This window comes from Sporichthyaceae bacterium (genome assembly GCA_036493475.1).
Taxonomy (GTDB): Bacteria; Actinomycetota; Actinomycetes; order Sporichthyales; family Sporichthyaceae; genus DASQPJ01.
The window spans coordinates 1-26417 of record DASXPS010000077.1 but is presented as its reverse complement, the minus strand read 5'-3'; the positions used below and the strand labels follow the sequence as shown (position 1 = coordinate 26417).

Below are 26417 nucleotides of genomic sequence, written 5' to 3'. Positions count from 1 at the left end.
CGCGGATGGCGACCCTGGAACGGCCCCGCGTGCTCGAACCCGTCGGGGCGGCTTGGCCACCGGCGCCGGGCACCCCGGTGGTGGTGCTGGCCAAGGCGGTCTCGTCATTCGAGCGACGGTTGCTGCACTCCTACGCGGACTCCATCGGGGCTCCGGTGCACTCCGACGCGGCCGACGCGGTGCACGAGGCCGAGGCCAACGACGCCACGATCGTGCCGGTGCGGGTCGGCTGGCTGACCGAGGCGGACTCCAGGGCGCCCGGTGAGGCGCGCCTGCGCAGCACCCTGGCCCGCGGCATGAAGTCGGCCACCGCGGGCTCGCTGCGTCGCCGCGGCCAGGCCCGGTTGGTCGGGCATGACCCGGCCCGGGCCCGCATCCTGGTCGGCAACCCGGCCACGGTGAACGAGTTGAAGGCCCGGTGGTCCGAGCGGGAACTGGCACCGGCCCCGGATCGCAGCGAAGCGGAGTTCGCCGCGTTCGTGGACCGGCAGGCCGACATCGTGCTGGAGATGGCCGAGCGCCGGTTGCACGGCGACCGGTTCCGCGCCCCGCGTGCGGTGGTCGCGGAGATCCTGAACAACCGCGAGTTCGTCTCCCGGGCCGAGGCGCTCGCGGTCAAGCTGGGCCGCAGTCCGCAGGGAGTGCTGGCCGACTGCCGGGTGTACCTGGAGGAGATGGCAGCCGACGAGAAACGGTGGGTCCTCGACTACTGGGCGACGTACTGCCGCGCGTTGCACTCCCGCGCCTACGACCTGGACATCGACCCGGCACAACTCGCTCAACTACGGGAACTGAGTGAGCGTCACGCGCTGATGTTCCTGCCCTCCCACAAGTCCAACCTCGACCCGTACCTGATGTTCACCGTTACCTACGAGAACGGGCTGCCGGTCAACCACGTGTTGGGTGGCATCAACATGATGTTCTGGCCGCTGGGTCCGGCGGCCAAGCGCATCGGCGTGGTCGGCATCCGGCGCAGCTTCCGGGACAACCCCGTCTACCCGTTCATGCTGGGTCGCTATGTCAACTTCCTGGTGTCCAAGCGCTTCAACCTGGAGTTCTACGTCGAGGGCGGTCGGTCCCGGCAGGGCAAGCTGCTGCCACCGAAGATGGGTCTGCTGCACTACCTGGCCGACGCGGTGGAAGAACACGACCTGCGCGACGTGCTGATCATCCCCACCGCGATCGTCTACGACGTGCTGCACGAGGCGGGCGAAATGACGGTGGAGAGCCACGGCGCGACGAAGAAGGCGGAGAGTGTCTTCTGGCTGCTGCACTTCGCGCGTCAGCAACGGCAACGCCACCTCGGCCAGGTGCACGTGCGCTTCGGCGAGCCCATCAACGTCCACGAAGCGCTGCGGCAGTACGCGTTGCCCAAGGACGACGTGGCGCCGGCCGATGCGCGTGCGGTGAAGCGATTGGCCCGCAGCAAGCTCGCCTTTGAGCTGTGCACCCGGATCAACCGGGCCACCATGGTCACCGCGCCGGCGTTGGTGACCTTCACCCTGCTCGGCGTGGGCGACCGCGCTCTCACCCTGCCCGAGGTGCGCGCGGTGCTGGAGCCGGTGGTCGGCCTGCTGAACTCCTCCGGAGCGCTCATCTCCACCGCGACCCGCGAGCTGACCACCGAGGCGGGCGTGGCCCGCACGTTGAGCACGTTGGTCGACGAGAACGTGGTGGAGCGCTACGACGGCGGTGCCGAGCCGGTGTACCGCATCGGTCCGGAGCAGGAACTGGTCGCCGCGTTCTATCGCAACGCCACTGTGCACGTGTTCGTCAACCGGGCGATCCTGGAACTGGCGTTCCTCAAGGTGGAGCAGACCGGCGGGGGCATGGTCGGCGCTTGGCGGGAGGCCCTGCGATTGCGCGACCTGCTCAAGTTCGAGTTCTTCTTCGCCGAGAAGGAGGAGTTCCGCCAGGAACTGCTCGCCGAGCTACGGCTGATCGAGCCCGACGAGTCCCGCTGGGAGAAGTTCGAGACGATCGGTGCGGACATGAAGGCGACCGGGCCGTTGGTGGCGCAACGCGCTCTGCGCTCGTTTTTCGAGGCCTACGCGGTGGTGGCGGAATTCCTGGTCTCCACCGGCCCGGTGGCGGTCGAGGCCGAGGCCGCGGCCAAGGCGTGCCTGGGCCTGGGCAAGCAGTTCAAGCTGCAGCGGCGGGTGACCTCGTCCGAGGCAGTGTCCACCCACCTGTTCCGCAACGGATTGGCGCTCGCAACCAACCGCGGACTGCTCGCTGCCGGCCCGGACGTGGTGGCCAAGCGCATGGAGTTCGCTGCCGAACTGGACGACGTGCTGACCCGCCTGGAGGAGGTCAACTCCGTGGAGCTGGCACACATCGCGCAGATGAGAGGAACCATCCGATGAAGGTCGCCGCGTTCTTCGACTTCGACGGGACGATCGTCGACGGATACTCCGCATTGGCCCTGCTGAAGGAGCGCCTGACGCATGGTCAGGTGAACCCGGTGGACACCGTCAAGGTGATCCTGACCGGCCTGGGCACCCGCACCGGGCACGCCGAGGTCGAGGACTTCATGAAGGTGGGGCTGGGCATCTTCCGCGGCAAGACCACCGAGGAACTCGACGAGATGGGCCGCAAGTTCACCCGCTCGGTGCTCGGCGGGTACCTCTACGCGGACGCGCTGGACAAGATCACCGAGCACCAGAAGGCCGGGCACGTGGTGGTGATCGCCTCCTCTGCACTGCCGTTCCAGATCGACGCGCTGGCCGAGGAACTGGGCATCGAACACGTTCTGTGCACCAAGCTCGCGGTGGACGACGCGGGCCGGTGCACCGGTGAGGTGGACGGCGAAATGTTGTGGGGCAAGCCCAAGGCGTTGGCCGTGCAGGCGTTCGCCCGCGAGCACGACATCGACCTGGACAACTCCTTCGCCTACGCCAACGGCGACGAGGACGTGGATTTCCTTTCCACGGTGGGCAATCCGCGTCCCACCAACCCGGAGCCGGAGCTGGCCGCGATCGCGAAGCGCCGCGGCTGGCCGGTGGTGAATTTCGTGCCGCGCTCGTCCTCGTCGATCCTGGACATGCCGCGCACCGTCGCCGCCTACGCCGGCCTGGCCGTCACCGCCGGGGTAGCCGCAGGCTTCGGCCTGCTCAACCGCAATCGACGGGTGGCCGCGAACACGCTGGTGAACATCGGCGGCGACGTGATGCTCTCGCTGGCCGGGGTGGACGTGCAGATCGTCGGCGAGCAGCACGCCTGGACGCACCGCCCGGCGGTGTTCATCTTCAACCACCAGAGCCTGCTCGACCCGCTGGTGGTGTTCAAGATCGTGCAGCGCGACGTCACCGCGGTGGGCAAGAAGGAGGTCGAGAAGATGCCGCTGCTCGGCCAGATAGCCTGGCTGATGAACGCGGCGCTGATCGACCGGAAGAATGTGAAACAGGCCAAGACCGCGCTGCAGCCGGCGGTCGATCGGTTGGCGGACGGCTACTCGATCATGATCGCGCCGGAGGGCACCCGGTCGTTGACCTCGCGGGTGGGGCCGTTCAAGAAGGGCCCGTTCCACCTGGCCATGCAGGGCGGGGTGCCGATCGTGCCGGTGATCATCCGGGACACCGGCGAGCTGATGTGGCGCGGCTCGAACTCGATCCGCTCGGGCACGCTGCACGCCATCGTCGCGCCGCCGATCCACACCGATGACTGGAATCTGCGCAACCTCAACGCGAAGGTCGAGGCGGTGCGTCAGCTGTACGTGGACGCGCTGGAGGACTGGGACGGCGCGGTCGCCCGGGCCAAAGCGGCCGCACTCTAGCGGTAAGTGTGCGTCCGCGCCAGTGGTTGGCGGCGCGGAGTGCCAGGATCGCCCGGCGGATGTTGATGTTCTGCCGACAGTTTCCGGCCTGCGGCAAATGCCCTAAAATTTCCGGCTATGCAGAAGTCGCTTGCCTCCTCGTCCCTCGTCCCGCTGGTGACGGTCATCGGTGCCGGGTTGCTGATCTTCGGCACGCTCACCAACGGCTCCGTCAAGGACAGCGGCGACCCCTCGCTGGCCAGCGCGTCCAGCGCGTGCGACCCCACCTTCGGCTGCGCCAGCACCAACACCTCGGCCGCGGGCAGCACCGCGGGTGCGCCCGCGCCCGGCCCGGCCGACACCTCCGCCGCCTCCGCGCCGGCCCCGCAGGCCTACACGCTGGTGATCGGCGAGGCCGAGGACGCGGGCGGGGTGACGATGACCGTCACCAAGGCCACCAAGTCCGCGGCCACCGTGACGATCGACAAGAAGACCTACACGCTCAAGCTGAACAAGGCGACCAAGGTCGGCGCGAACACGCTCACCTACAACGGCTTCAAGGGCAAGAGCGCCACCGTCACCGTCGGCTGAGGCGTAGATCCCGCCGCCAGTGCACCGCGGGAATGTCCGTCGGGCGGATGCCCGCCGGCGCTGACACCACGCCCGGGATGGCCTGGATCAGGCAGACGGCGAACCCCACGTAGCCGGGTGCGGCCGGTTCGCCGGCCATGGCGCAGTTATGCTCCGCTGTCAGGTTGGTCAGCGTGGGTTCGATGCTCATCACCGTCCGGCTGGACGGCCGACCCTCGATCGAGAAGATCCACTGGCAGTCCGCGGTGACCCCGTCGGGCTTCATCGCCGGCGTCAGGTACCAACCCACCCGCATGACCAGGAACGGCTCATCGCCCACGAAGCCGGTGGACTCGTAGGACACCCGGCCGACCCGACCCGGCTCGATGGTGAGGATCGGCGACTCCAGCCGCACCGGCGCGGGCTCGGAGTAGGACGCCGCCTCGATGCGGGACAGCTCCACACCCAGCTCGTCGGCCAGGTGCTGGATCATCTGGAACCAGTACTGCTGCTGGTACCACAGCGCCGGGCTGGTGTCGTCCATCACCCGATTCGGGTCACCGTTCAGGCCGATGACCTCGAGGATGCCGGGGTTCGCCTGCGCCGCGCAGTCGAAGTACTCCTCGATCTTGATCTGCCGGATGTCGTTGGAGAAGCCGGTCAGCGTCATGGCCAGCCGGTGGGCGACGAAGTCGGGGTTCGCCCCGCCCGCGTAGAACGAAGCCCCACCGACCTCGGCGGCCGTCTGCAGCCGCTTGGCGAAGTCCGGATCGCGGAAGTTCAGGTTGTTGTACGGGTGCGAGGTGATGACGTTCTTGCCCGCCTCGAGCAGGTCGACGTAGTCGGTGAGGGTGTCCGCGAACGGGTGGTCCAGCGCGGTGTGCAGCACAACGTCGCAGTCCACCGCGAGGAACTCGGCGCGATCGGCGGTGCTCAGCACACCGATCGGATCGGCCCCGACCAGCTCGCCGACGTCGCGGCCGGCCTTCTGCGGTGAGTACACCAGCGCCGCGACCACCTCCAGCTCGGGTAGCCGGATGGCCTCCCGCACGCAGATCGATCCGACGTCGCCAACGCCCCACACAGCCACGCGATAAGCAGGTCTCATGCGGTGACCGTACGACTTAGTGAAATCGATTTCAAGAACTTTCTGAACGGAATTTCAACTCGTCCGGCACAATGGGCCTGTGCCTGACCCCCGCCGTGCCCGCACCCGGGCCCGCCTGCTGGAGGCGGGGCATCGGGTGATCGCCCGCGACGGGGTATCCGGGCTGCGCATCGCGGACATCACCGCTGAGGCCGGCGTGGCGATCGGCTCGTTCCAGAACCACTTCGCATCCAAGGACGAACTCGTCGCTGCCGTGGTGCGGGAGGCCATCCAGTCGTTGGCCGCGGAGATCGTGGGCGCGCCCGGACCGGACGATCCACCGGCCGAGGTGGCGATGCGCGCGTTGCGCCGATTCGTCCGGCTGGCCCATGACGACCCCGCGTTCTGCGCGCTGATCGTCAACCTGGCACACGGCGACGAACTGTTCGTCGAGGCGGTCCGCCCGTTCGCCACCGACGCGCTGCGACGCGCGGTGGACGCGGGCGTGTTCGTCATCGAGGACGTGGACGTCGCGGTCAGCCTCATCGTGGGCGGCGCGCTGGCCGTCATGCGCCGATCGCTGGACGGGCTCACCGAGCCCGGCGCCGACTCGCGCCTGGCCCGCGCCGTGCTGCTGAGCATGCAGGTGGAGCCGGTCGAGGCCGAGCGGCTTTCCACGCTGTCGTTGGGGAACTGACTCCCGCTCAGTCGCCGACGATCGGCTTGTCCGGCGGGGTGAAAAGGTCGTGGTGCACCCGGTCCCGTGAGCTGACCGGCTCGTAGTCGCGCGCGTCGGGGCCGATGTAGAGCTGCCGCGGGCGGGCGATCTTCTGCTCGGGGTCGAGCAGGCCCTCTTCCCACTGCGCCAACCAACCCGGCATGCGCCCAATGGCGAACAGGCAGGTGAACATTTCGGCCGGGAAGCCCATGGCCTCGTAGATGATGCCGGTGTAGAAGTCGACGTTCGGGTACAGCTTCTTCTGGATGAAGTAGTCGTCCTCCAGCGCGATGCGCTCGAGCTCGACGGCCACCTCCAGCAACGGGTTCAGTCCGGTCACCTTGAATACGTCCTCGGCGACCTGACGTACTACCCGGGCCCGCGGGTCGTAGTTCTTGTAGACGCGGTGGCCGAAGCCCATCAGGCGGAACTCGCCCTTCTTCACCCGCGCCACGTAGTCCGGGATGTTCTTCACCGACCCGATCTCGCGCAGCATCTTCAGCACCTGCTCGTTCGCGCCGCCGTGCAGCGGGCCGTAGAGCGCGGCCACCGCGGCCGCGGCCGCGGAGTACGGGTCCACGTGCGAGGAGCCGACGGCGCGCATCGCGTTGGTCGAGCAGTTCTGCTCGTGATCGGCGTGCAGGATGAACAGCACGTCCAGCGCGCGCTCGAGGATGGGGTCCGGCTCGTACCTGGGCTCGGACATCTTCCACATCAGGTTGAGGAAATTGCCGGCGTAGGACAGGTCGTTGTCCGGGTACACGTAGGGCAGGCCACGGGAGTGCCGGGAGGCGTAGGCCGCCAACGTCGGCATCTTCGAGATCAGGCGGGCCATCTGCAGGCGACGGTTCACCGGCTCGGTGAACTTCTTGGCCTCGGGATAGAAGGTGGACAGCGCGCCCACGGTGCCGACCAGGATGCCCATCGGGTGGGCGTCGTGGTGGAAGCCCTCCATGAACTTCTTGACGTTCTGGTGCACGTAGGTGTGGTGGGTGATCGTGTGGGTGAACTCGGCGAGCTGGTCCTTGCTGGGCAGCTCCCCGTTCATCAACAGGTAGGCCACCTCGAGGAAGCTGGCGCGCTCGGCCAGCTGGTCGATCGGGTACCCGCGGTAGCGCAGGATCCCCTTCTCGCCGTCGATGAAGGTGATCGCCGAACGACAGCTGGCGGTGGCCGTGAAGGCCGGGTCGTAGGAGAGCAGTCCCGGGTCCTCGTCATCGACCTTGATCTGACGTAGCTGCGCGGCCTTGATGGCGCCGTCGGCGATGGGGAGCTCGTAGCTGCGACCGGTGCGGTTGTCGACGATGGTGACGGTCTCGCTGCCGGATGTCGTGTCGGTCATGGACGTCCCTTCCCCGGAAGGGACACAACCCTTCTCGCTAATCGCCAGTCTCGCGCACCGACGCATAAGCGACAACTTGGGCCCGGCTGCCCAGCACCACGAACAACAGAGTTCACCGCCCAACCAACGGGCGGTGAACTCTGCGGATGTGCAGCGTGCGGTTCAGCTGGCCTTGTCGCCCGCAACCACGGCGAACGGCTTTGCCGGGGCGGACTTCACGGGACGCTTGGCCGTGGCCGGCGCGGGCAGCGCGATCGGCCCGGCGGGTGCGTCCTTGGCCTTGTCGCCGGCGGTGGCCAGCTTGACCATCGCGGCGTAGGAGCAGTCGATCGCGGTGGCCGGGATCGGGCTGCCCAGGTCCGAGGCCACGGTGTCATAGATCGGGGTGATTTCGGTCGCCATGTCGGTCACGCTAGGCCTCCGGTTGCGCTGTCGGGGTGTGATTAGGCAGGACGGGTCATGACCGTGACGTGTCCGTTGTCTGACCGGCCGCGTCTCGCGTGGTTACCCCGCTTCGCTGCTTCGACGCAACCGACGGCCGCCGGGTTTCCTGAAGTTCACACCGGTTCTGTTACGCCGTCTGATCGACCGAGGGAGAACTCCACCGTTCGTACCGTCCTTTCTGGAAGTCACCGAGTGCGTTCGTCCCGCTGCTTACTGTGAATTTCTGTCAGGTACGTGCGGCCGGGGGGACGAGCTGTGGAGATCAGAGAGATCTGGCGGGAGTACCGTGCGACGGGGTCGCCCGAGCTGCGCAACCGCTTGGTGCTGCAGTACGCGCCGCTGGTCAAGTACGTGGCCGGGCGGGTGCGCTCCGGGCTACCGCAGACGGTGGACCCCGCCGACTTGGTCTCCGAGGGCATTTTCGGGCTGATGGACGCCATCGAGAAGTTCGACGTGGAGCGTGGGCTGGAGTTCCAGACCTACGCGGTGCCCCGGATCAAAGGCGCGATGATCGACTCGCTGCGAGCCCAGGACTGGGTCCCGCGCTCGGTGCGGGACAAGATCCGGGCCATCGAGAAGGCGCAGGCCACCTTGCAGGCGCGGTTGGACCGGGCGCCCACCGAGGCCGAGGTCGCCGCCGAACTGGGTATCACCGCGCACGCCCTGCGCGATCTTTACGCCAAGGTCTCCTTCACCTCCGTCTCCGCCACCGAGGACCTCGTGGTGGTCGACGAGGCACCCGCGCCCGGTGAGGCCATGGAGGACGACGCGGTGCGCGCGCTGCTGCTGCGCCACGTCCGCGAGCTGCGCGAACGCGATCAGGTGATCGTCGCGCTCTACTACTACGAGGGCTTCACCCTTGCGGAGATCGGACGGGTGCTCGGGGTGACCGAGTCACGGATCTCCCAGCTGCACACCCGCGCGGTGCTGGCGCTACGCGGCCTGATCAAGACCTCGCAGCTGTCTGTGGACTCCGCCGCCTAGTTCGGCGCCACCGGCCCGCCGTACGGGGATTGGTAGTCCGGCGGCGGCGCCCAGATCGGTTCCGCGGGCGGCAGGTCCAGGTCGGGCTCGTCGGTGAAGCTCGGGTACGTGTCGGTCAGCATCAGATACGCGTAGCCGTAGAAGCGCACGGTGAAGCCGTAGAGGAAGTCCAGCGCGGAGTGCATGCCGAAGGGCATCCGGCCGAGCACCACGATCACGAACCAGCTCGCGATGGCGACCGCGCCGTAGGCGTACCCGAACGCGCCGGAGACGATGTAGATCGGAATCGCGAGCAACAACCGGAAGAACACCTTCAGCCGGCTGTAGCTCTCCTGCGCGGGCGCGATCACGACCTCGATCGGGTACTCCGGGTGCTTCCCCAGCCCGAGCGGTGGGAACTGGTCGGTCTGCAGCAGCAGGTATCCGGCGGACCGGGACAGGGTGCGCAGGATGTTGCTGTTGAACTCGTAGAGCCCGGCCGGGTACTTCGCGGTGAACAGCAGCACGAACCAGGCCGCGACCGCGGTGACGCAGCCGACCAGCGTCCACAGCGCGGCGGCGAGGGCGACCGGGATGGCCAGCGCCCACCGGAAGAACACCCGCAATCTGCTGCGCTTCTCGAGGTACTCCGTGCGATAGCTGACCGGGTAGGCCACCGGGAGCTCCTTCGCTCGTCGCGGATGGCAGTTCCGCGGCCCCCACCCTATGCAGCGCGGGTGCCCCTGTCGTCTGCTCATTCATGAGCTGCGGGAGCACTGTCATACGCAGGGCGTCATTTTCAGGGCCGATTCGACACCAAATCTGACGCCACGCGTATGAGAGAACTCGCTGCGCTCATGAATGAGCAGCGCACAGCGCGTCAGCCGAGAAGGCCGAGGTAGCCGGTCCACAGCACGGAGCCCGCGAAGACACCCAGTGCCGCACCGCCGAGCATGTAGGGGCCGAAGGGCAGCTGCGCGCGACGCTGCACCCGGCCGGACGCGATCAGCGCGACGCCGATCAGCGCGCCCAGACCGAAGCCGGCGAGCAGGCCGACCAGGCTGGGCCCCCAACCGAGCCAGCCAAGCGCGAGACCGAGGCTGGGGGCCAACACCACGTCACCGAAGCCCATACCGCGGCCCGTGGTGGCCAGCCAGATCCCGCCGTAGACGGCAACCCAGGCCGCGGCCGAGAGCAGCGCCGTGCCCGCGGGTGACCACCCGTCAGCGATGCCCGCCGGAACCAACAACAGGGCCAGGGCGGCGAGCAGCGGCACGGTGATGGCGAACGGCAACCGACCGAACTCCAGGTCGATCAGCGCGAGCGCGAGGCCGGCCGCGGCCAGCACCAACAGCGCGGGCAGCACCCACGAGGCGCCGACCCGCAGCCCCAGCGCACCGAACAGCGCCGCGGTGCCGGCCTCCACCAACGGATAGCGCACCGAGATGGGGGCGGCACAGTCGCGGCACCGGCCGCGCAACAACACCCAGGACACCACCGGGATGTTGTCGCGCGGCCGGATCTTCACCGCGCAGGCCGGGCACGCCGACCTGCCGTCCGCCACCGAGTCCCCCCTTGGCACCCGGTGGACGACCACATTGAGGAACGAACCGATCAGCAACCCGAACAGGGCGGCTGCCGCACCGATCACTTCGCGCTGCCCGCCGGCGTGGTGGCCTTGGTGGGATCGTCGACCTTCGGCATCAGGAACATCTGGCCGGTGATCGAGGCCTGCTCCAGGCCGGCGTCCGGGGAGACGACCGCGGGCGGCGGCGTGGTGGTGCCGGTGGTGCCGACTGCTGCCTGGGTCAGGTTCACCGCGGTGATCTCAAAGGCCCGCGGCAGCTTCTCCAGGTTGGCGACGAACGCGCGTACCTGCGCCGGGGTGCCCTTTGCGTCCAGCGACACCTGCTGCGCGGCGACCTGGCCGATGGCAGTGCCGACCCCCGGCAGGTGCGCCGAGGTGGACGCGGACGCCGAGGAATCCGCCGGCGGAGCCACCGTCAGATTCGTCAGGTACTGCGGCGCGATGCCCGCGGCGGCGGCCGCCGCGGTGATCATCGTGAACATCTTGGCCTGCTCCGCGGTGGGCGGGAACCGGCTGTCGATGGCCCCGGACAGCGTGCGCAGCTGGGGTAGCTGGGCCTCCTCGGCATGCCGAGTGGCGATCTGCGTGCGCAGTGAGTCGTTGGCCGCGGTGACCACCGCGGCCTGCGCGTTGACCTTGTCCACCGCATGTGCCCGCGGGCGCAGTACCGCGAAGTAAGCCATCGCCAGCACCACGGCGAGCAGCAGCACGCCGAGCGCGACGGTCTTGCTGACCCGGGTCAGCGGCGGCAGACCACGGCGCAGCTGCGGGCGGGCGGTCCCGCGAAAGTTTGCGGCCCAGTCCAGCGTCATCTACTTCCCCTGCCCAGAGTTGTTGGCCTGGTTGGCGGCCGCGGCGTTGGCGGCGGCCAGGGCCGCAGCGGCGGCGTCCTGCAACTGCTTGGCCGCGGCGTCCTCGGCGGCCTGCTGCGCGGCGGCGTCCGCGGCGGCCTGGTCGGCGGCAGCCTTGTCCGCGGCCTTCTTCGCCGCCTTCTGCGCAGCGGCCGTCGACGCGGCCAACCGGGAGCTCGCGGTGTTGCCCTTGGCGACCATCTGCTCCGCCTCGGCAAGCACCTTCGGGTCGGCGAGCCAGCTCAGGTCGGCATACCGACCGGAGACCGCGGCACCGGTGAGGCCGACGCTGCCCGAGAACTGCACGCTCTGCACGCCGTCGGTGCCGGTGACCGTCGTGGTGGTGACGAACGGGTCGGCGTAGTAGGTGCCGGCCTTCAGGTTGTTCACGAACTGCCCGACCACGTCCCGGCTGGGCGCGGTGCCGGACAGCGTGACGCAGCCGATGATCGCCGCCGGGTGGAACGGGTCGGGGCGGGCGCAGGACACGGCACCGGCGGCCGCGGACGACGCCGCCGCGGTGGGCGCAGCGGGCGTCGTCGCGGTGGTCCCGGCGGCTGCGCCGGCGGCCGGCGAAGTGGTGACGACGTTGCCGGCGGCGTCGATGCCGGCCTGCGTCAGCGGCGAGACCGGCGGGGCCACCGAGGTGACCACCGACGGGGTCAACGTCACCGACATGTTGTTGATCGCAAGCCCTTGCGGAGTACGGGAATTCAGGTCCGTCAGGGCCTTGGAGAACAGCACCTCGGCGGCCATCGCCTTGGACGCGGCCTGCTTGCGCGCGTCGAGCTGGGCGAAGAACTTCGCGACCGGCTCCAGTGCCGTGAGCTGCGCCTGCAGCGGCGCGGTCTGCGCCTGCTCGGATGCCAGCCGGTGCTGCGCGGAGTGCAGCTTCGCACCCTCGACCAACCAGCCACCGCCGACCACCAACGCGCCGACCAGACCGGCCGCGAGCAACCGGCGGCGCACCCGGCGCACCGCGAGAGATTCCAGGGTGGCCGGGGAGAGCAGGTTGACCGAGGCCAGCCGCGGTCCCGGGGTGCTGATCCGGGTGATCGCACCCGGCTTGGTGAGTTCGATGTTCGTACTCAACGACGCCCCTCGTTCCTCGGTGCGCCGATGAGGCTCGATCGCACTGTGTTGACTGTGAGCTCGCTGCGCTCGCTCAACGCGACGCCACCCCCAACGCCAGGCCCGCGAGCAACGCGACCGACCCGGCACCGTTCAAATCCGACGGCTTGACCCCGGCGAGCTTCACGGTGTCCGGCGGGGTCAGCCCGACGACCGGGGTGTGCATGGCCGCACCGATGCGCTCGTCCAGCCCGGCGAGCAGCGAACCGCCGCCGGTGAGCACGATGCGGGACAGCTGGGTGACACCGGTGCCCGCGCCGAGGAAGAAGTTCAGCGTGGTGCGCACCTCGGCGACCACTGCGGTGACCCGCTCCTCCATCGCCCGCTGTGCGGGGTGGTCCACCCCGATCTCGCCGGCGGCCCGTTGGCGCGGCAGGCCGTAGGACGCCTTGGCCTGCTCGGCCTCGTCGAACGACCAGCCGAACTTCTGCTGCAACTCGCCGGTGATGAGCCGCCCGCCCAGCGACCCGACGGTGCGCACGAAGCGCGGCCGGCCGCCGGTGTGCGCCACCACGGTGAGGGTGTCCGCGCCGATGTCCACGATGGCCTCGGCGGTGTCCGCGGCAGTGGGCAGCGTAGTCGGGGCGGCGGCGCGGATCAGCGCAAACGGCGCCAGCTCCGCGTGCACCGGTGAGAGCCCGGCCATGTCCAGTGCGCTGGAGAAGGTCTCCACCATGTCCCGGGTCGCCGCGACCAACAGGATGCGCAGGGTGCGGTCCAGGCCGAATTCGGGCACCGCGGCGATGTCCTCGAGCACGTGGTAGTCGAGGTTCGCGTCGTCCAGCGTCATCGGGATCTGGTCGGCGACGGAGTAGGCGAGTGCCTTGCGGAAGTCGGCCGGTTCCATCCAGTCCAGGTCCAACTGACGGACCAGCACCCGGTCGTTGGCGACGGAGAACACCACCTGCTTGGTGTTGAACTTGCCCGCCGACCACAACTGCTTGAGTGCCTTGCCGACGGCGGCGGGGTCGACGATGAGCCCGGCAGTCACCGCCCCGGTGGGCAGCGGCGCGGTGGCGTAACGGTCCAGTCGCGGGCGGCGGCCGCTGATGGCGAACTGCCCGGCGCGCACGCCGGAACTTCCGATGTCCAGGGCCACGATGTTGCGATCGAACGGGCGGTTCACCGATCACCTGCGCATTTCACGACCCACGCACCATGCGTGTTGCCGCTGATATCGGATGCCCTCGGGCCGACCTTGACCCCGCCCACCCACCCAACGCCGCCCAAACGCTGCGCATGATCGGCGCCCATTCGGCCTAAAGCCACGCGACGCGGCAACCGACAACTGGGTATGACGTTCGCGCTCGCGCCATATCTGCGTGCTGTGGTGGCCAACGCCGCCTCGGACCTGCACCTCAAACCGGGCAGCCCGCCACGACTACGGATCTCCGGGACACTTGTCCTGGTGCGGGAGGACAACCTGTCCCCCGCCGAGGTCGCCGAGTTGGTGCTGCCGATCATCCCGTTCGAGTTGGCCGACCGGTTCGCCGAGACCAACGAGGTCGACTTCGCACTGGCCGTGCCGAACGCGGGCCGCTTCCGGGTGAACGTCTACCGCACCCGCGGCGAGGTGGCCGCGGTCCTGCGGCACATCACCGAATCGCCGCTGACGCTGGACGAACTCGGCATGCCGCCGGTGCTGACCAAGCTGGCGCTCGAGCCGCGTGGGCTGGTGCTGGTGACCGGACCGACCGGCTCGGGGAAAACCACCACGCTGGCCGGGATGGTCGACGCGATCAACGTCAACCGCGCGGTGCACATCGTCACCATCGAGGACCCGATCGAGGTGATGCACACCGACAAAGTAGCCGCGGTGTCGCAGCGCGAGATCGGCGCGGACACCCGCAATTTTCACACCGCGCTGCGCGCCGCGATGCGCCAGGACCCCGACGTGATCCTGATCGGGGAGATGCGCGACACCGAGACAGTGCGGGCGGCGTTGGCCGCCGCGGAAACCGGTCACTTCGTGATGGCCACGCTGCACACCACCGATGCCCGGGAGACGGTGAACCGCATCGTGGACTTCTTCGCCGAGCACGAGCAGCGCCAGGTTCGGCTGTCGTTGGCCGCGGCGCTGAAGGGCATCGTCTGCCAACGGCTGGTGCCGCGCGCGGACGGCAGCGGCCGGGTCGCGGTGATGGAGGTCGCCGTGGCGGACGCGCGCATCACCGAGGCGGTGGCCGACCCGGAGAAGACCGACACGATCCCGGATCTTGTCGCCGCGGGGTCGTACTCGGGCATGCACACGTTCGACCAGGACCTGTGCCGGTTGGTGATGGAGGGAGTCGTGGACATCGAGGACGCCAAATTGGTGGCCAGCCGTCCGCACGACTTGTCGGTGATGTTGCGGCGGGCCGGTATGGCCGCGGCTCGAGCGGAGGTCGTGACACGATGAGTGCGATTCCACCTGCGCGCACCTCGGGAGTATCGATGTCGCACGACGCACCGCGGCATTTGGCCGCGATGGATTTGCCGACGCTGCGCGCCTACCGCAAGAACCTGCAGTCCGAGGAGGACAAGGTCTCCTACTGGCGTCGCCTGGTGCACGCCCGGTTGGACCTGCTGGCCGCCGGCTCCGGCACCCAGGGCTCGCTGACGCTGCCTCAGTTGATCAAGGTACTGGGCGACACCGGTACCGGGGCCTCGCGTACCGCGCTGTCCTCGATCCGGTCCGCCGACCCGCTGCCGGACCTGCCGGAGTCGGAGTGGATGTGGGTTACCGAGATCGACCCGCACGATCCGGACGCGGTGGCCGAGGCGATGTCCCGGTTGCGCGCCGCCGAGGAGAAGCTGACCGCGTACCGCAAGGCGCTGTTCGAGCGGATCGATGAGGCGACCGCCGAACTCATCACGCGATACAAGGAGGATCCGGCCGCCGCGCTCTCGGCGCTGCCGCCGGTCAAGTGACCTCGGACAGTCTTGCCCTGCGCGCCCTGCTCGACGCGGAACTGATCAACCCCGACGCGCTCGCCCACGCGATGGCGGTCGGCGCCAGCGACGGCCGCGGCGCGCTGGACGTGCTGATGGAGCAGGGTCGGCTCCACGAGACCGAGTTGATGCAGGTGCAGGCCGCGAAACTCGGCCTGTCGTGGGTGGACGTGGGCACGGTGGCCATCGACCCCACCGCCACCACCCGGTTGCCCGGCGATCAGGCGCGCCGCTACGGCGTGCTCCCGTTGGGTTTCGCCGACTCCGAACTGGTGGTCGCCGTCGGGTTGGCGCAGGCCGGCAACATCGAGCTGAAGGACGACCTGTCCCGGATCACCCGGTGTCGTATCCGGTTCGCGGTCGCGGCGCAGGAGGACATCGCCGCCCGGATCAATCAGATCTTCCGCGCCGAGAGCGAGCTGTCGGATCTGACCAGCACGATCTCCACCCAGGAGGTCGAGGAGGCGACGGATCTCGCCGGGTTCACCGCGGTGGCCTCCGAGGCGCCGATCGTGCGGTTCGTGAACCTGCTGATCTCGCAGGCGATCACCGACCGTGCCTCGGACATCCACATCGAGCCGACCGAGACCGACCTGCGAGTGCGTTACCGGATCGACGGTGTGCTGCACGAGGCGCACCGATCGCCGAAGTCGCTGCAGTCCGGCGTGATCTCCCGGCTGAAGATCATGGCCGACATCAACATCGCCGAGCGGCGGGTGCCGCAGGACGGGCGGCTGTCGGTCAACCACCAGGGCCGCAAGATCGACCTGCGGTTGGCCACGTTGCCCACGGTGTGGGGCGAGAAAATCGTCGCCCGCATCCTGGACAACAGCACGGCCGCGATGAGCCTGAACGAGTTGGGCTTCTCCGAGGAGAACTTCGCGCGCTACCAGACGGCCTACCAGAAGCCGTACGGGATGATCCTGGTCACCGGGCCGACCGGGTCGGGTAAGTCGACCACGCTGTACGCGACGTTGAACATCCTGAACCGGCCCGAGGTCAACATCATCACGGTCGAGGACCCGGTGGAGTACCGAATGGCCGGGGTGAATCAGGTGCAGACCAACCCCAAGGCCGGGTTGACGTTCGCCAAGGCCCTGCGCTCGATCCTGCGCGCCGACCCCGACGTGATTCTGATCGGTGAGATCCGCGACCACGAGACCGCGCAGATCGCGGTCGAGTCCGCGCTGACCGGCCACCTGGTACTGACCACGCTGCACACGAATGACGCCCCGTCAGCCATCGGCCGGTTGATCGAGATGGGCATCGAGCCCTTCCTGGTCGGGTCGGCGGTGGACACGATCCTGGCCCAGCGGTTGTGTCGGATGCTCTGCACCTCGTGCCGGGTGCCGTACACCCCGACGATGACCGAGCTGGCCGAGTTGCAATTCCCGGTGCAGGACGGCCCACCGCTGCTGTACCGGCCGGTCGGCTGCACGCAGTGCGCCCGCACCGGCTACCGCGGTCGGATGGCGTTGCACGAGGTCATGACGGTCAGCGAGGAGATCGAACGCTTGGCGGTGGCCCGGGCAACCAGCGACGAGATCGCCCGGGTGGCCGTGGCCGACGGCATGACCACCCTGCGCGACGACGGCTGGCTCAAGGTCCGCCGCGGCCTGACCTCCGTCGAGGAAATCCTCCGCGTCGTCGCCTGACCCACCTGATCGGGGCTGGGCCGGACGGGTGAATTGTCCGCGTTGGTGAGCGTGCAAATCGGTCGAATGCGTCACCGATTCGGACGTATCGGGTGATCGGCGGACGTTCTGCGCGCAAAGACTGATCGGGCAAGCGCAGCACCGATCAGTCCGGGGGAACACCGTGTCACCGAAGCAGGTCCGCCGTATTCCGCGCCGCCGCAGGCGCCGTGACGACGAACTGCTGGCCCCGCTGCCGCAGTACGGCACGCTGCCGCCGGCGGCCGACTGGCGCGCCGTGGTCACCCCGGACCCGGTGGCCGCCGCGGAGGCCATCGTGGCCCGCGCCTTCGACCTGGTCGAGCACCAGGCCCCGCCCGCCCTCGACCCGTTGCGCCGGCTGACCGCGCCGGTCGCGGTCAACGAGGACGAGTTGATCGACGGCACCGACCCGGCGCTGCGCGCGCGGATCGCGGGCGTGGTGGCCGGCGCCGTCAGCCTGCCCACCGTCATCGGCCTCGCCACCCCCGGCGATGCCGCCACCTTCCCGCAGCACGCCGGCTTCGCCCCGGTGCCCACCGCCCGGGTGGTGCTGCCCGCCGGCGTGGAGCAGAAGAGCCCCTACCTGCCGCAGGTGTCCTGCGACCCGATCATCAAGCCCGGCGTGCTGGCCTTCGAGCAGTTCGTGCTGCGCACCTGGAACCGCGGCTACAGCGGCGGCGCCACCCGCGCCTGCGGGAAGGGCGGCCTGTCCGAGCACAAGGAAGGCCGCGCCTGGGACTGGATGCTGAACCCGAACAACTACGAGGACGTGGTGGCCGGGCAGCGGGTCATCGACTGGCTGTTGGCCGACGACGCCGTCAACGCCCGCCGGGTGGGCATCATGTACGTCATCTGGAATCGTCGCATCTGGGGCGTCTATGAGTCCGACCAAGGCTGGCGGCACTACGGCGGTCCGGACCCGCACTACTCGCACATCCACTTCTCCTTTGGTTGGAACGGGGCGGAGAAGCGCACCTCGTGGTGGACCGGACAGGTCGCGCCGATCGAGTACGGCCCGTGCCGCAAGTACATCGGCGACCCGATGCCCGCCTACGGCCACACAATCAACCTCAAGCCGTGCCCGAAGCCCAAGCACCGGCCGAAGCCGAAGCCCAAGCCGCCGCCCGGCATCCCGTCGCCGGCCGCGGGCAAGCCGGGCCTGAAGTCCACCGCGCCGATCATCGTGCAGGGCACCGGTAAGCACCGCGCGCCGGCCGCGGTGCCGGCGTCCGGCCCGTCGCACCGGGCGAGCTCGCTGCCCTCCAGCACGCCGACGGTCGCGCCGGGCACCGGCGCTCCGGCCACCGGGCCCGTCGCGCCGATCCCCGCCGGTGATGACCGGTCGGTGGACCGCGCCCCCGCGATCCGTCCGCAGTACGGCCCCGGCGAGCCCGGGGACTGACACCTCCTAGCGTCGGTGACTCAACTTCGCCCCACCGAATGACGAATGTCTTCCTAGGACGGCGATCAGCCGGCCTTGCCCCACGTCATTCGGCCCGGAGGCCTTGGTGGATCAGTCCGTCCCGTACGACTTGCCCCCGTACGACACCCTGCCCACGTACGGCCAGTCGTCGATCCCCGCGCAACGCGAGGACGTGCTGGGCCTCTACGAGATCGCCGATGCGCTGGCCGACACCCACGAGCACGCCATCGCCGCGGTCACCGCGGAGCACCGCGCCGAGGCGATCGCCGCGGCCGAAGCTGCCGCAGTCGCCGTCGAGGCGGAGCGGCAGGCCCGCATCGCGGCCAGGCGGGTGGACCTCGACGAACTGCTCGAGCACCTGCTCGAGGTCGGCGGTTCCGACCTGCACCTGACCGCGGGCACCCAACCGGCGGTGCGCAAGAACGGCCGGATGATCCTGGTCGAGGACCAGCCGGTGCTCACCTCGGAGAAGCTGCGCAACGTCATCTACGCAATGCTGACGGAGCGTCAGCGCAAGGTGTTCGAGGAGAACCTCGAGCTCGACCTGGCCTACACACTGCCCGGCAAGGCCCGGTTCCGGATGAACATCTACCAGCAGCGCGAATCGATCGGCGCGGTGTTGCGGGTGATCCCGTGGGAGATCCGCAGCCTCGAGGACCTGGAGATGCCGCGGGTGATCGCGTCGTTCGCGGAGCTAAAGCGCGGGCTGGTACTGGTCACCGGCCCGACCGGCTCGGGTAAGTCCACCACGCTGGCCGCGGTCATCGACCTGGCCAACCGCATGCGCCAGGACCACATCATGACCATCGAGGACCCGATCGAGTTCCTGCACACGCACAAGAACTCCATCGTCAACCAACGAGAGGTCGGGGTGGACACCCACTCCTTCGGTCGCGCGCTGCGCCACGTGCTGCGTCAGGACCCAGACATCATCCTGGTCGGCGAGTTGCGCGACCTGGAGACGATCTCGGTGGCGTTGACCGCCGCGGAGACCGGACACTTGGTGCTGGCCACCCTGCACACCCAGTCCGCGCAGGACACCATCTCCCGGGTGGTCGACGTGTTCCCGGCCGAACAGCAACAACAGATCCGCACCCAGCTGGCCGCCACCCTGCAGGGCGTGGTGTGTCAGACGCTGGTGCGCACCGCGGACGGCAACGGGCGCTGCGCGGCGGTGGAGATCATGGTGTGCACACCGGGAATCCGCGCGATGATCCGCGACGACAAGCTGCCGCAGATCCCCGGTGCGCTGCAGGCCGGTGCCAAGGACGGCATGCAGACCCTCAACGCGCACCTGGCCGATCTGGTGCGCACGCACCGCATCAGCTTGGCCGAGGCGTTGGAGCACTGCTCCAACCGCGAGGACCTGCTCACGCTGACCGGCTCCACCCTGCGCCGTCCGCCGCAGCAACTGCGCCCGGCGGAACTCCCGCTGTCCATCTGACCGCCTATCCCTGAGAAGAGAACACCTGTGGCGACGGCAACTCAGTACGCGTACAAGGTCAAGGACACCCGCGGCCGGCTGGTCGAGGGGAAGGTGGAGGCCGAGACCGAGGCAGCGGTGGCCGACCGGTTGCGGTCGATGGGCTACCGCCCATTGGAGATCCGGCCGGCCGCGCAGGGCCTCGAGCGCGAGATCAAGCTGCGCAAGGGACGCGTCAAGCTCAAGGAGCTGGCGATCTTCTCGCGGCAGTTCGCGACGATGATCAACGCCGGGCTGACCATGCTGCGCACGTTGACGATACTGTCGGAGCAGTCCGAGAACCCTGAGCTGAACCGCGTGCTGCGACTGGTGAAGGCGGACCTCGAAGCGGGTAACGCGCTGTCGGTGGCCTTTGGTAAGCATCCGCGGGTCTTCCCGCCGCTGATGGTGTCCATGGTGCGCGCCGGTGAGACCGGCGGCTTCCTGGATCTGGCGATGCGTCAGATCGCAGATAACTTCGAGGCCGAGGTCAAGCTGCGCTCGAAGGTCAAGTCCGCGATGGCCTACCCGGTGGTGGTGCTGGTGATGGCGGTGCTGGCCGTCATCGCGATGCTGCTGTTCGTGGTGCCCACCTTCGACTCCCTGTTCCAGCAGTTGGGCGGCAAGCTGCCGCTGCCCACCCGAATCCTGGTCGCCGCCTCGCACGGGATGAAGTTCCTGGCGCCGATCGGGGCGGTGGGCACCGTCGCGGGGTTCGTGGCGTGGCGTCGGTACAAGGACACCGCGCAGGTCCGCGACGTCGTCGACCCGTTCAAGCTCAAGGTGCCGATCTTCGGAAAGCTGTTCCAGAAGATCGCGCTGGCCCGCTTCGCCCGCACGTTCGGCACGTTGCTGCGGGCCGGCGTGCCGATCCTCTCCGCATTGGACATCACCGCGGAGACCTGCGGCAACGTGGTCATCGGCCGGGCGCTGCGCGACGTCGGGGAATCGGTGAAGACCGGTGAATCGGTGTCGGGTCCGCTGCGCAAGCACCCGATCTTCCCGTCGATGGTGGTGCACATGATGGCCTCCGGCGAGGAGACCGGGGCGCTGGACGAGATGCTGTCGAAGATCGGTGAGTTCTACGACAACGACGTCGAGGCGACCACCGAATCGCTGACCGCGATCATCGAACCGCTGATGATCGCGGTGCTGGGATCGATCATCGGGTCGATGATCATCGCGCTGTACCTGCCGATGTTCAAGATCTTTGATCTGGTGCAGCAGTAGCCCCGCTGACGCTGGGCGCCGTGCCGGCGCGGAACTTCGTGATGCCGCGGTGCGAAATGGCGGCGGCCAGGCGGTCAGCGGCGGCGTCCACCTCATCGTTGGTGAGACCGCTCCCCAACGCGTCGATCCGGCCATAGACCAATGTGCCCGCCCGGCAACCGGCGAGGCTGATCGTGGGCTCCAGAAGATAGCTCGACCGGACGCCCCGCCACCCGGACGGCAGGCCCGCCAGCGCCGTGGGGGCGTGGAACCCGTCCGGCGGCTGACTCGCCACATCGATCGCCTTGCTGCACGGCGTCGTCCCGATACCGACAACGGTGAGCTCCGCGAGCAGGTCAGACAGGTGGATCGACGGGTCGGCCGGAGCGGAATCGAGCTGTATGCGCCAGCCGGGCCCGAATGTCAGGGGCGCGACCCCCGCCGCTTTCAGCGCGTAATAGACGTCCGCACCGGGGTAATCGGTGTCCTGGATGTCGACCTGCGGCTTCCAGGAGGCGGCGGCGAGATAATCCAAAGTGGCATGTCGTTGCGGCGGTAACGGCGAGTGTGAATCGGTGGTGTTGGACGAATCATCGTGATGGCCGGAGGGAAACCGCCACACCGCGATCAGGACGAAGAGACCGATGCCCACGGCAACCGCAACCCGGCCGGCGCGGGCCGCCAGATTTTGCGGTAGTGGAGGCGCCGCCGCCGGCGATTCCCCCGCACCGGCCGGCTGCGAACCGCCCGTCGTGACGGAACTCATCGCCGGGGAGACCGCGCGGCCCGGATGCGGATCCCACGCTTCCCCAGAGGTCTCGGCCGTGGAGACGGTGATGCCGCGGACGAACTCGTTCAGGTCGGCGCCCGCCGCGTTGATGTGGGTCGGCTCGGAGTCCGTTGCCCGCACGGTCACCATGGCCTGTCGACCCGGAACGTCGAAGATGTAGCAGATGGACAGCCACTCTCCCGGTGGTCCCGGCGGATCACCCGGCCGCGGGTCCAGGGCGCCCTGCACGGTGAACTTCCGCCCCGTGCCCAGCGCATCGGTGGTGAACTCCTCCACCCCGGACGCCGAGGCCATGTCGGGCTCGGCCATGGCCTTGGCCACCGTCAGTCCTGACGTGTCGTCCACGCTCACATGCATCAGGAAGGCGTTCCCGGCGGGATCCGGCAAGTACAGGTAGGTGAGCGCCTCGTCCGGCTGCGGCGCGTAGAAGCTGCCGTACCTGTCCGCGTAGGTCTTCAACAGCAGCGCCGTGCGCTCAACCGCGTGAACACCGGGCGGCTTGGCACCGGGGTTGCGGTCCAGCCATGCTTCCCAGCAACGGGCCGCCACGGTGTCGGCCCACTCCTGGGGGTCGCTGAACCGACCGCCCCAAGCGGTGGGGATGAGCAACCACTTGCGGCGGTCGCAGTGCACGGTGACGTGGAGGGCCTGGTCCAGCGGCAGCGACATGTGAATGAGCCTCCGCTCCCGATTTGGTTCAGCACGACGTCGTGGACACTTTTGCGTACCGGTTGAATTTTGGCGATGGTCCGAGCTCGCCAGTTGGGTCCAAATCTCCCGCGAGCGCGGCGTCGCTCGCCCTCCCCGTTCACGCCGTGGCGTGGGTCCAGCGGAACGTGGTCATCATTGCGTCGAACATTTCGATCCACGTGGACGACAGGTCACCCGCCCCATCGACGGGCTGCAGCACCGAGAAAGTGACGGCCAGCCATCGGTCCGGATCGTCGGGGAAAGGCATGACGTAATCGATGCGTCGCGACGGCAACGGGGTCCCCCGTCCGGGATCTGCCGAAGCGGCGCTTTCGGTTCGAGTGCCGGGCACGCCATCGATCCGCACTCGCTTCGCACCCGGATCGGCCGCCAGCCGCGAAATGAGCAGCGCCGGATCGAGCGGGTCTGGCGAACCAAACGCGACGTCCGCCACCACAAACGACGCCGGGACGATAAGCCCGTGGATGTCGCTGATCGGCAGATACAGATGCACGCCCCGGCCGTCTCGCGCCGCTACCGCCGCCTTGTGCACTTCGTCGATTGCGGCCGCACGACGAGCCGTGAGCTGGTCGTCCACGAGCGGGTCGCCAAAGACGGCATCGGCGATGGCGGCGATGGCCTCGTCCGTCCCCCAGCGCAGCGGAATACGCGCCCAGCCCGGGGGCAGGGCAATCCGATAGCCGACTGGCGGCTCGGCGCCCATCAGCTCTGCGTGGGCCCGAGCGTGAACGGCTTCCCGCCGATGATTTCCAATCTGACGGACCGGACGAACTCATCGAGGTCGTCGGATGCCGCGCTCATCCACCCCAGATCGGTATCGGTTGCCCGCACGGTCACCACCGCCTGACGGCCGGGGATCGCGAACGCGTAGTACACCGACACCCACATCGACCGCGTCCCCGGCAGGTCACCCGGTTGTGGGTCCAACGTGCCGTGGCAGGTGACCTTTCGGCCCACACCCAGCATGTCCGTACTGAACTCCTCGGCAACCGGCGTTGAAATCGCGCCCGCGTCCGTGGTCGCTTGTTCGACGGTCAGCCCCGGCCGGTCGTCTACCCAGAGGTGCAACGGAAAGGCATGCCTGTTGGGATCGGGGACGTAGAGGTAGGTGACGATCTCGACGGGTTGCGTGGGGTCGAAGCCCCCATACTTCTCGGCGTACGTCTGCAATTCCAAAGCTGTGCGAGCCACGGCCTCCCGGCCGGGATGCACGGCGCCCGGGTTCCGTTCGATCCACATGCCCCAGACCAGCGGTGCCGTGGTCTGCGACCATTGCTTGGCGTCCTTGTCGTAGCCGCCCCAGTTCGCGGGAACCATCAGCCACTTACCAATAGGCGGCCGGACACGCGTGTTCAAGATCTGGTCGAGCGGGGTGCCGAACTGGCTGTGCCCGAGTTCACCGGCCGTCTTGTACGCGGCACCGTCGTGGCCTTTTTTCCGCCACATACTCATTCGTAGAAGTCCCCTCCGCTCAGCACATACTGGTCCTCGTACCTTTTGTAAGCGCCGCCGTAGGGCATGAACCTCGCCGTCTTATCGCCCAGGTCCAAGGCTGTCGCCGGGATCCAGTTAGCTTGCCCCGCCGTCTCCCACACACTCAAGGGCAGCGCCGCGGCCTGAACCGCCGCGTCATCGCCATACGTCGCTACCAACAACTTCGTGTCGTTGATCAGGTGGGCGTCGTCCTTGGAACCGGCCGCCAGCGCTTTCAAGAAGCCCACGTTGGCCGATTCCGTGTCAAAGACTGCTCTGGACTCGGCGTTTCCAACCGCTTCGGCGCTCCGTTCAACGTCGCGGAAATAGTCCCTTGCCGCCTGCTGCTCCTCCATGCTTCCGGACTCGGCATTCCGAACCGCCGTCTCCCATTCGGCGGAAGTGGATGCAGCCTCCCGCACACCGGCCGCGGTCTCGCCGCTCGCCGCTGCGGCTGCAGCCTCCTGCGTGGCTTCGAACGTCCGACCCAGACCTCGAGAAATCAGCTTCCCGGACCCGAAGCTGGCGATGCCGACGATGTCCAGGCCGGCCTCGAACAACGCCCCCTTCTCGCCACCGAGGGCTTCCGTGCCGTGGATCGCAAGGTTCGCAGCCGACAGGGCAAGCACTGCGACGCCCGCTGGTGGGAAAGCCATCGCGCCGACCGCCGCGATCGTCGTCGCCCAGCCCAATCCGGTCGAGAGATCCTTGAGCCAACGGTGATTGCGTTCGACCCAGTGGTGCAGATGGTCGCGCCAGTGGTCGGTCAGCTTGTCATCGATCGCATCACCGATGGTGCTGCCCCAGTGCCGGTCCCGCGCCGTGGCCTCGTCGAGCACCCGTTGCAGATCTCGGCGGGCCTTGGCCAACACCGCTAAGGCCGGCGCCTCCGCCGGCTCGATCAGGTGGGCACCCAGATAGCCGGAGGGAATCACGCCCGGCAGGTCGGCGTGCGCGTCCCGTTGGAGCAACCGCTCGGCATCCAGGGCGTTGTGCAGCGCCGCCAAGGTCCGGCGTTGGAGGTCGTCCAACTCTCCGGCCCACTGGTTGAGGTAACCGGCGACCTTTACATACCGGTCGCGAACCAGGTCAAGCTTCTTCGCGACATCCTCCGCCGATGCGAACAACTCTTCGACGTACTCGCCGACCAGATCCACCTCGCCAATGCCGCGCAGTGCCGCTATCTGGTCCTGGACTTCCGCAGCCATGTCGCGTAGCCGCGCCGCCTCCTCCCAGATCGCCTGCGGGTCGCCGGGCAGCGGATCGGTCTCGGCCAGCGGCGCCCAGTCCAGGGGCCGGTAGCTCACGAGGGTCCCTGCCCCACAGCCTGGGACAAGACCTGTTCGACTGCCCGGAACGTCTCGGCTACGCTCGCGCACTTCTCGCCCAGCGCCCGGATCTGCTCGGACAAGGCCTCGCGGTGGACATGCCAGTTCGACGCGAAGTCGTCCATTGCGGATCTCACCTGATAGCCACCCCACATGGCGGCGTCAGTTTCGCGGCGCTCGTTCAGGTCTTCGAACTCGGCGGTGATCTGCGCCGCCGACCGCCTGATGCTATCGAGTATCGCGTAGTCGACCTTGAGATTGGCCACCGCTCACCCCCGCCCACGTCCTCGAGTTGCCCACAGGCCCGCGCGCGCGATTCTGCCCCGACTAGCCCCCCGCCGCCACCTGCCAGAAGTCACGCATGACCGCGGGCGCCTTCGGCCCCGTCATGTCCCGCTGGGTGAGCAGTACCGCCACCGTGCCGCGGACCGGGTCGATGTGCGCGGAGGTCCCGGTGCCGCCGACCCAGCCGTACCGGCCCGGCGTGTTCCACGGGTTCACCGGGTCGACGTCCACGCTGCCGCCGAAGCCCCAGCTCTGCCCATCCAGGAACAGCCCGCTGTTCTTACGCTGATCCGGCGTCAGTTGATCGCTGGTCATCTGCACGACGGCCTGCTCGGAGAGGATCTGCCGGTCACCGAACCGGCCCTTGTTGAGCAGCATCCAGCCGAAGGCGTACCAGTCGCCCACGGTGGACACGAGCCCCGCCCCACCGGAGGCGAATGCCGGACGCTTCGACCAGTGCCCGTCCGGGGCGTCGAAGAGCACCGGCTTGCCGTCGGGGCCGTTGCCGTACCGGCAGACGAAGCGATCGCGCTTCGCCGCGGGCACCTCGAAATCGGTGTCCACCATCGACAGTGGCTCGAGCAGTCGCTCCTTGAGCACATCGGGCAACCCCTGTCCGGTAACACGCTCGATCAGCAGGCCCTGGACGTCGGAGCAGGTGTTGTACAACCACGCCTCGCC

General features: G+C 68.5%; 25 protein-coding genes. 11 read left to right on the top strand and 14 right to left on the bottom strand.

Features of this window, described 5'->3' with window-relative positions; all coding sequences use genetic code 11:
• The first annotated feature begins 5 nt into the window (after positions 1-5).
• The 3 genes from VGJ14_08595 to VGJ14_08585 all read left to right on the top strand — a co-directional run bounded on the left by VGJ14_08595 (position 6) and on the right by VGJ14_08585 (position 4345).
• The gene (locus VGJ14_08595) at positions 6-2366 is read left to right on the top strand and encodes a glycerol-3-phosphate 1-O-acyltransferase (protein ID HEY2832468.1); all 2361 of its coding nucleotides are present in this window, start codon (positions 6-8) and stop codon (positions 2364-2366) included.
• Positions 2363-3775, top strand: coding sequence for an HAD-IB family hydrolase (locus VGJ14_08590; GenBank protein ID HEY2832467.1), 1413 nt, complete (start codon positions 2363-2365; stop codon positions 3773-3775). The genes VGJ14_08595 and VGJ14_08590 overlap by 4 nt, the downstream gene beginning before the upstream one ends.
• A 117-nt stretch (positions 3776-3892) precedes the next feature.
• Complete coding sequence (locus tag VGJ14_08585; GenBank protein ID HEY2832466.1) at positions 3893-4345, top strand: hypothetical protein; 453 nt, start codon at positions 3893-3895, stop codon at positions 4343-4345.
• Here the strand turns inward: VGJ14_08585 and VGJ14_08580 are convergent.
• Positions 4332-5432: a hypothetical protein gene (locus VGJ14_08580; GenBank protein ID HEY2832465.1), complete on the bottom strand. Its 1101-nt coding sequence runs from the start codon at positions 5430-5432 to the stop codon at positions 4332-4334. The two genes, VGJ14_08585 and VGJ14_08580, sit on opposite strands and share 14 nt — an antisense overlap.
• Before the next feature lie 79 nt (positions 5433-5511).
• Between VGJ14_08580 and VGJ14_08575 the strand changes: the two genes are divergently transcribed.
• Positions 5512-6108 (top strand): TetR/AcrR family transcriptional regulator, encoded by a 597-nt coding sequence (locus VGJ14_08575; GenBank protein HEY2832464.1) that lies wholly within the window; start codon positions 5512-5514, stop codon positions 6106-6108.
• A gap of 7 nt (positions 6109-6115) precedes the next feature.
• Here VGJ14_08575 and VGJ14_08570 read toward each other — a convergent pair whose 3' ends face one another.
• Both VGJ14_08570 and VGJ14_08565 read right to left on the bottom strand, forming a co-directional pair.
• A complete protein-coding gene (locus tag VGJ14_08570; GenBank protein ID HEY2832463.1) occupies positions 6116-7471 on the bottom strand; it encodes a citrate synthase in 1356 nt (451 codons plus the stop codon).
• A gap of 162 nt (positions 7472-7633) precedes the next feature.
• On the bottom strand, positions 7634-7873 hold the full coding sequence (locus VGJ14_08565) for a hypothetical protein (protein HEY2832462.1): 240 nt from the start codon (positions 7871-7873) through the stop codon (positions 7634-7636).
• Positions 7874-8170: 297 nt separating this feature from the next.
• On the opposite strand from VGJ14_08565, the gene VGJ14_08560 reads away from it, so the two are divergent.
• Positions 8171-8899, top strand: a complete 729-nt coding sequence (locus VGJ14_08560; protein ID HEY2832461.1) for a FliA/WhiG family RNA polymerase sigma factor — start codon at positions 8171-8173, stop codon at positions 8897-8899.
• Here VGJ14_08560 and VGJ14_08555 read toward each other — a convergent pair.
• The 5 genes from VGJ14_08555 to pilM all read right to left on the bottom strand — a co-directional run bounded on the left by VGJ14_08555 (position 8896) and on the right by pilM (position 13574).
• Entirely contained in the window at positions 8896-9555 is a 660-nt protein-coding gene (locus tag VGJ14_08555) for a DUF4389 domain-containing protein (GenBank protein ID HEY2832460.1), read from the bottom strand. The two genes, VGJ14_08560 and VGJ14_08555, sit on opposite strands and share 4 nt — an antisense overlap.
• 203 nt (positions 9556-9758) lie before the next feature.
• Positions 9759-10529, bottom strand: coding sequence for a prepilin peptidase (locus VGJ14_08550; protein HEY2832459.1), 771 nt, complete (start codon positions 10527-10529; stop codon positions 9759-9761).
• Positions 10526-11278 (bottom strand): hypothetical protein, encoded by a 753-nt coding sequence (locus VGJ14_08545; GenBank protein HEY2832458.1) that lies wholly within the window; start codon positions 11276-11278, stop codon positions 10526-10528. The genes VGJ14_08550 and VGJ14_08545 overlap by 4 nt, the downstream gene beginning before the upstream one ends.
• Positions 11279-12409: a hypothetical protein gene (locus VGJ14_08540; GenBank protein ID HEY2832457.1), complete on the bottom strand. Its 1131-nt coding sequence runs from the start codon at positions 12407-12409 to the stop codon at positions 11279-11281.
• 73 nt (positions 12410-12482) lie between these two features.
• Entirely contained in the window at positions 12483-13574 is a 1092-nt protein-coding gene (gene pilM, locus VGJ14_08535; protein HEY2832456.1) for a type IV pilus assembly protein PilM, read from the bottom strand.
• A 168-nt stretch (positions 13575-13742) separates the two neighbouring features.
• Between pilM and VGJ14_08530 the strand changes: the two genes are divergently transcribed.
• From VGJ14_08530 to VGJ14_08505, 6 genes are all read left to right on the top strand, one after another.
• Entirely contained in the window at positions 13743-14846 is a 1104-nt protein-coding gene (locus VGJ14_08530; protein HEY2832455.1) for a PilT/PilU family type 4a pilus ATPase, read from the top strand.
• Between the two features lie 35 nt (positions 14847-14881).
• Positions 14882-15358, top strand: coding sequence for a hypothetical protein (locus tag VGJ14_08525; protein ID HEY2832454.1), 477 nt, complete (start codon positions 14882-14884; stop codon positions 15356-15358).
• A complete protein-coding gene (locus VGJ14_08520; protein HEY2832453.1) occupies positions 15355-17034 on the top strand; it encodes an ATPase, T2SS/T4P/T4SS family in 1680 nt (559 codons plus the stop codon). Before VGJ14_08525 ends, VGJ14_08520 begins: the two co-directional genes overlap by 4 nt.
• 163 nt (positions 17035-17197) lie before the next feature.
• The gene (locus tag VGJ14_08515; protein HEY2832452.1) at positions 17198-18457 is read left to right on the top strand and encodes a hypothetical protein; all 1260 of its coding nucleotides are present in this window, start codon (positions 17198-17200) and stop codon (positions 18455-18457) included.
• A 106-nt stretch (positions 18458-18563) separates the two neighbouring features.
• Complete coding sequence (locus VGJ14_08510) at positions 18564-19922, top strand: type IV pilus twitching motility protein PilT (GenBank protein ID HEY2832451.1); 1359 nt, start codon at positions 18564-18566, stop codon at positions 19920-19922.
• 27 nt (positions 19923-19949) lie between these two features.
• Positions 19950-21170: a type II secretion system F family protein gene (locus VGJ14_08505; protein ID HEY2832450.1), complete on the top strand. Its 1221-nt coding sequence runs from the start codon at positions 19950-19952 to the stop codon at positions 21168-21170.
• Here VGJ14_08505 and VGJ14_08500 read toward each other — a convergent pair.
• The 6 genes from VGJ14_08500 to VGJ14_08475 form a co-directional block, all read right to left on the bottom strand.
• Positions 21142-22608, bottom strand: a complete 1467-nt coding sequence (locus tag VGJ14_08500; protein HEY2832449.1) for a hypothetical protein — start codon at positions 22606-22608, stop codon at positions 21142-21144. The genes VGJ14_08505 and VGJ14_08500 overlap by 29 nt on opposite strands.
• Positions 22609-22747: 139 nt before the next feature.
• Positions 22748-23353 (bottom strand): hypothetical protein, encoded by a 606-nt coding sequence (locus VGJ14_08495; protein HEY2832448.1) that lies wholly within the window; start codon positions 23351-23353, stop codon positions 22748-22750.
• Complete coding sequence (locus VGJ14_08490; GenBank protein ID HEY2832447.1) at positions 23353-24102, bottom strand: hypothetical protein; 750 nt, start codon at positions 24100-24102, stop codon at positions 23353-23355. Before VGJ14_08490 ends, VGJ14_08495 begins: the two co-directional genes overlap by 1 nt.
• Complete coding sequence (locus VGJ14_08485; protein ID HEY2832446.1) at positions 24099-25430, bottom strand: hypothetical protein; 1332 nt, start codon at positions 25428-25430, stop codon at positions 24099-24101. The genes VGJ14_08490 and VGJ14_08485 overlap by 4 nt, the downstream gene beginning before the upstream one ends.
• A complete protein-coding gene (locus VGJ14_08480; GenBank protein HEY2832445.1) occupies positions 25427-25717 on the bottom strand; it encodes a hypothetical protein in 291 nt (96 codons plus the stop codon). The genes VGJ14_08485 and VGJ14_08480 overlap by 4 nt, the downstream gene beginning before the upstream one ends.
• 61 nt (positions 25718-25778) lie before the next feature.
• The coding region (locus VGJ14_08475; protein HEY2832444.1) for a serine hydrolase at positions 25779-26417 on the bottom strand (639 nt) is incomplete at its 5' end.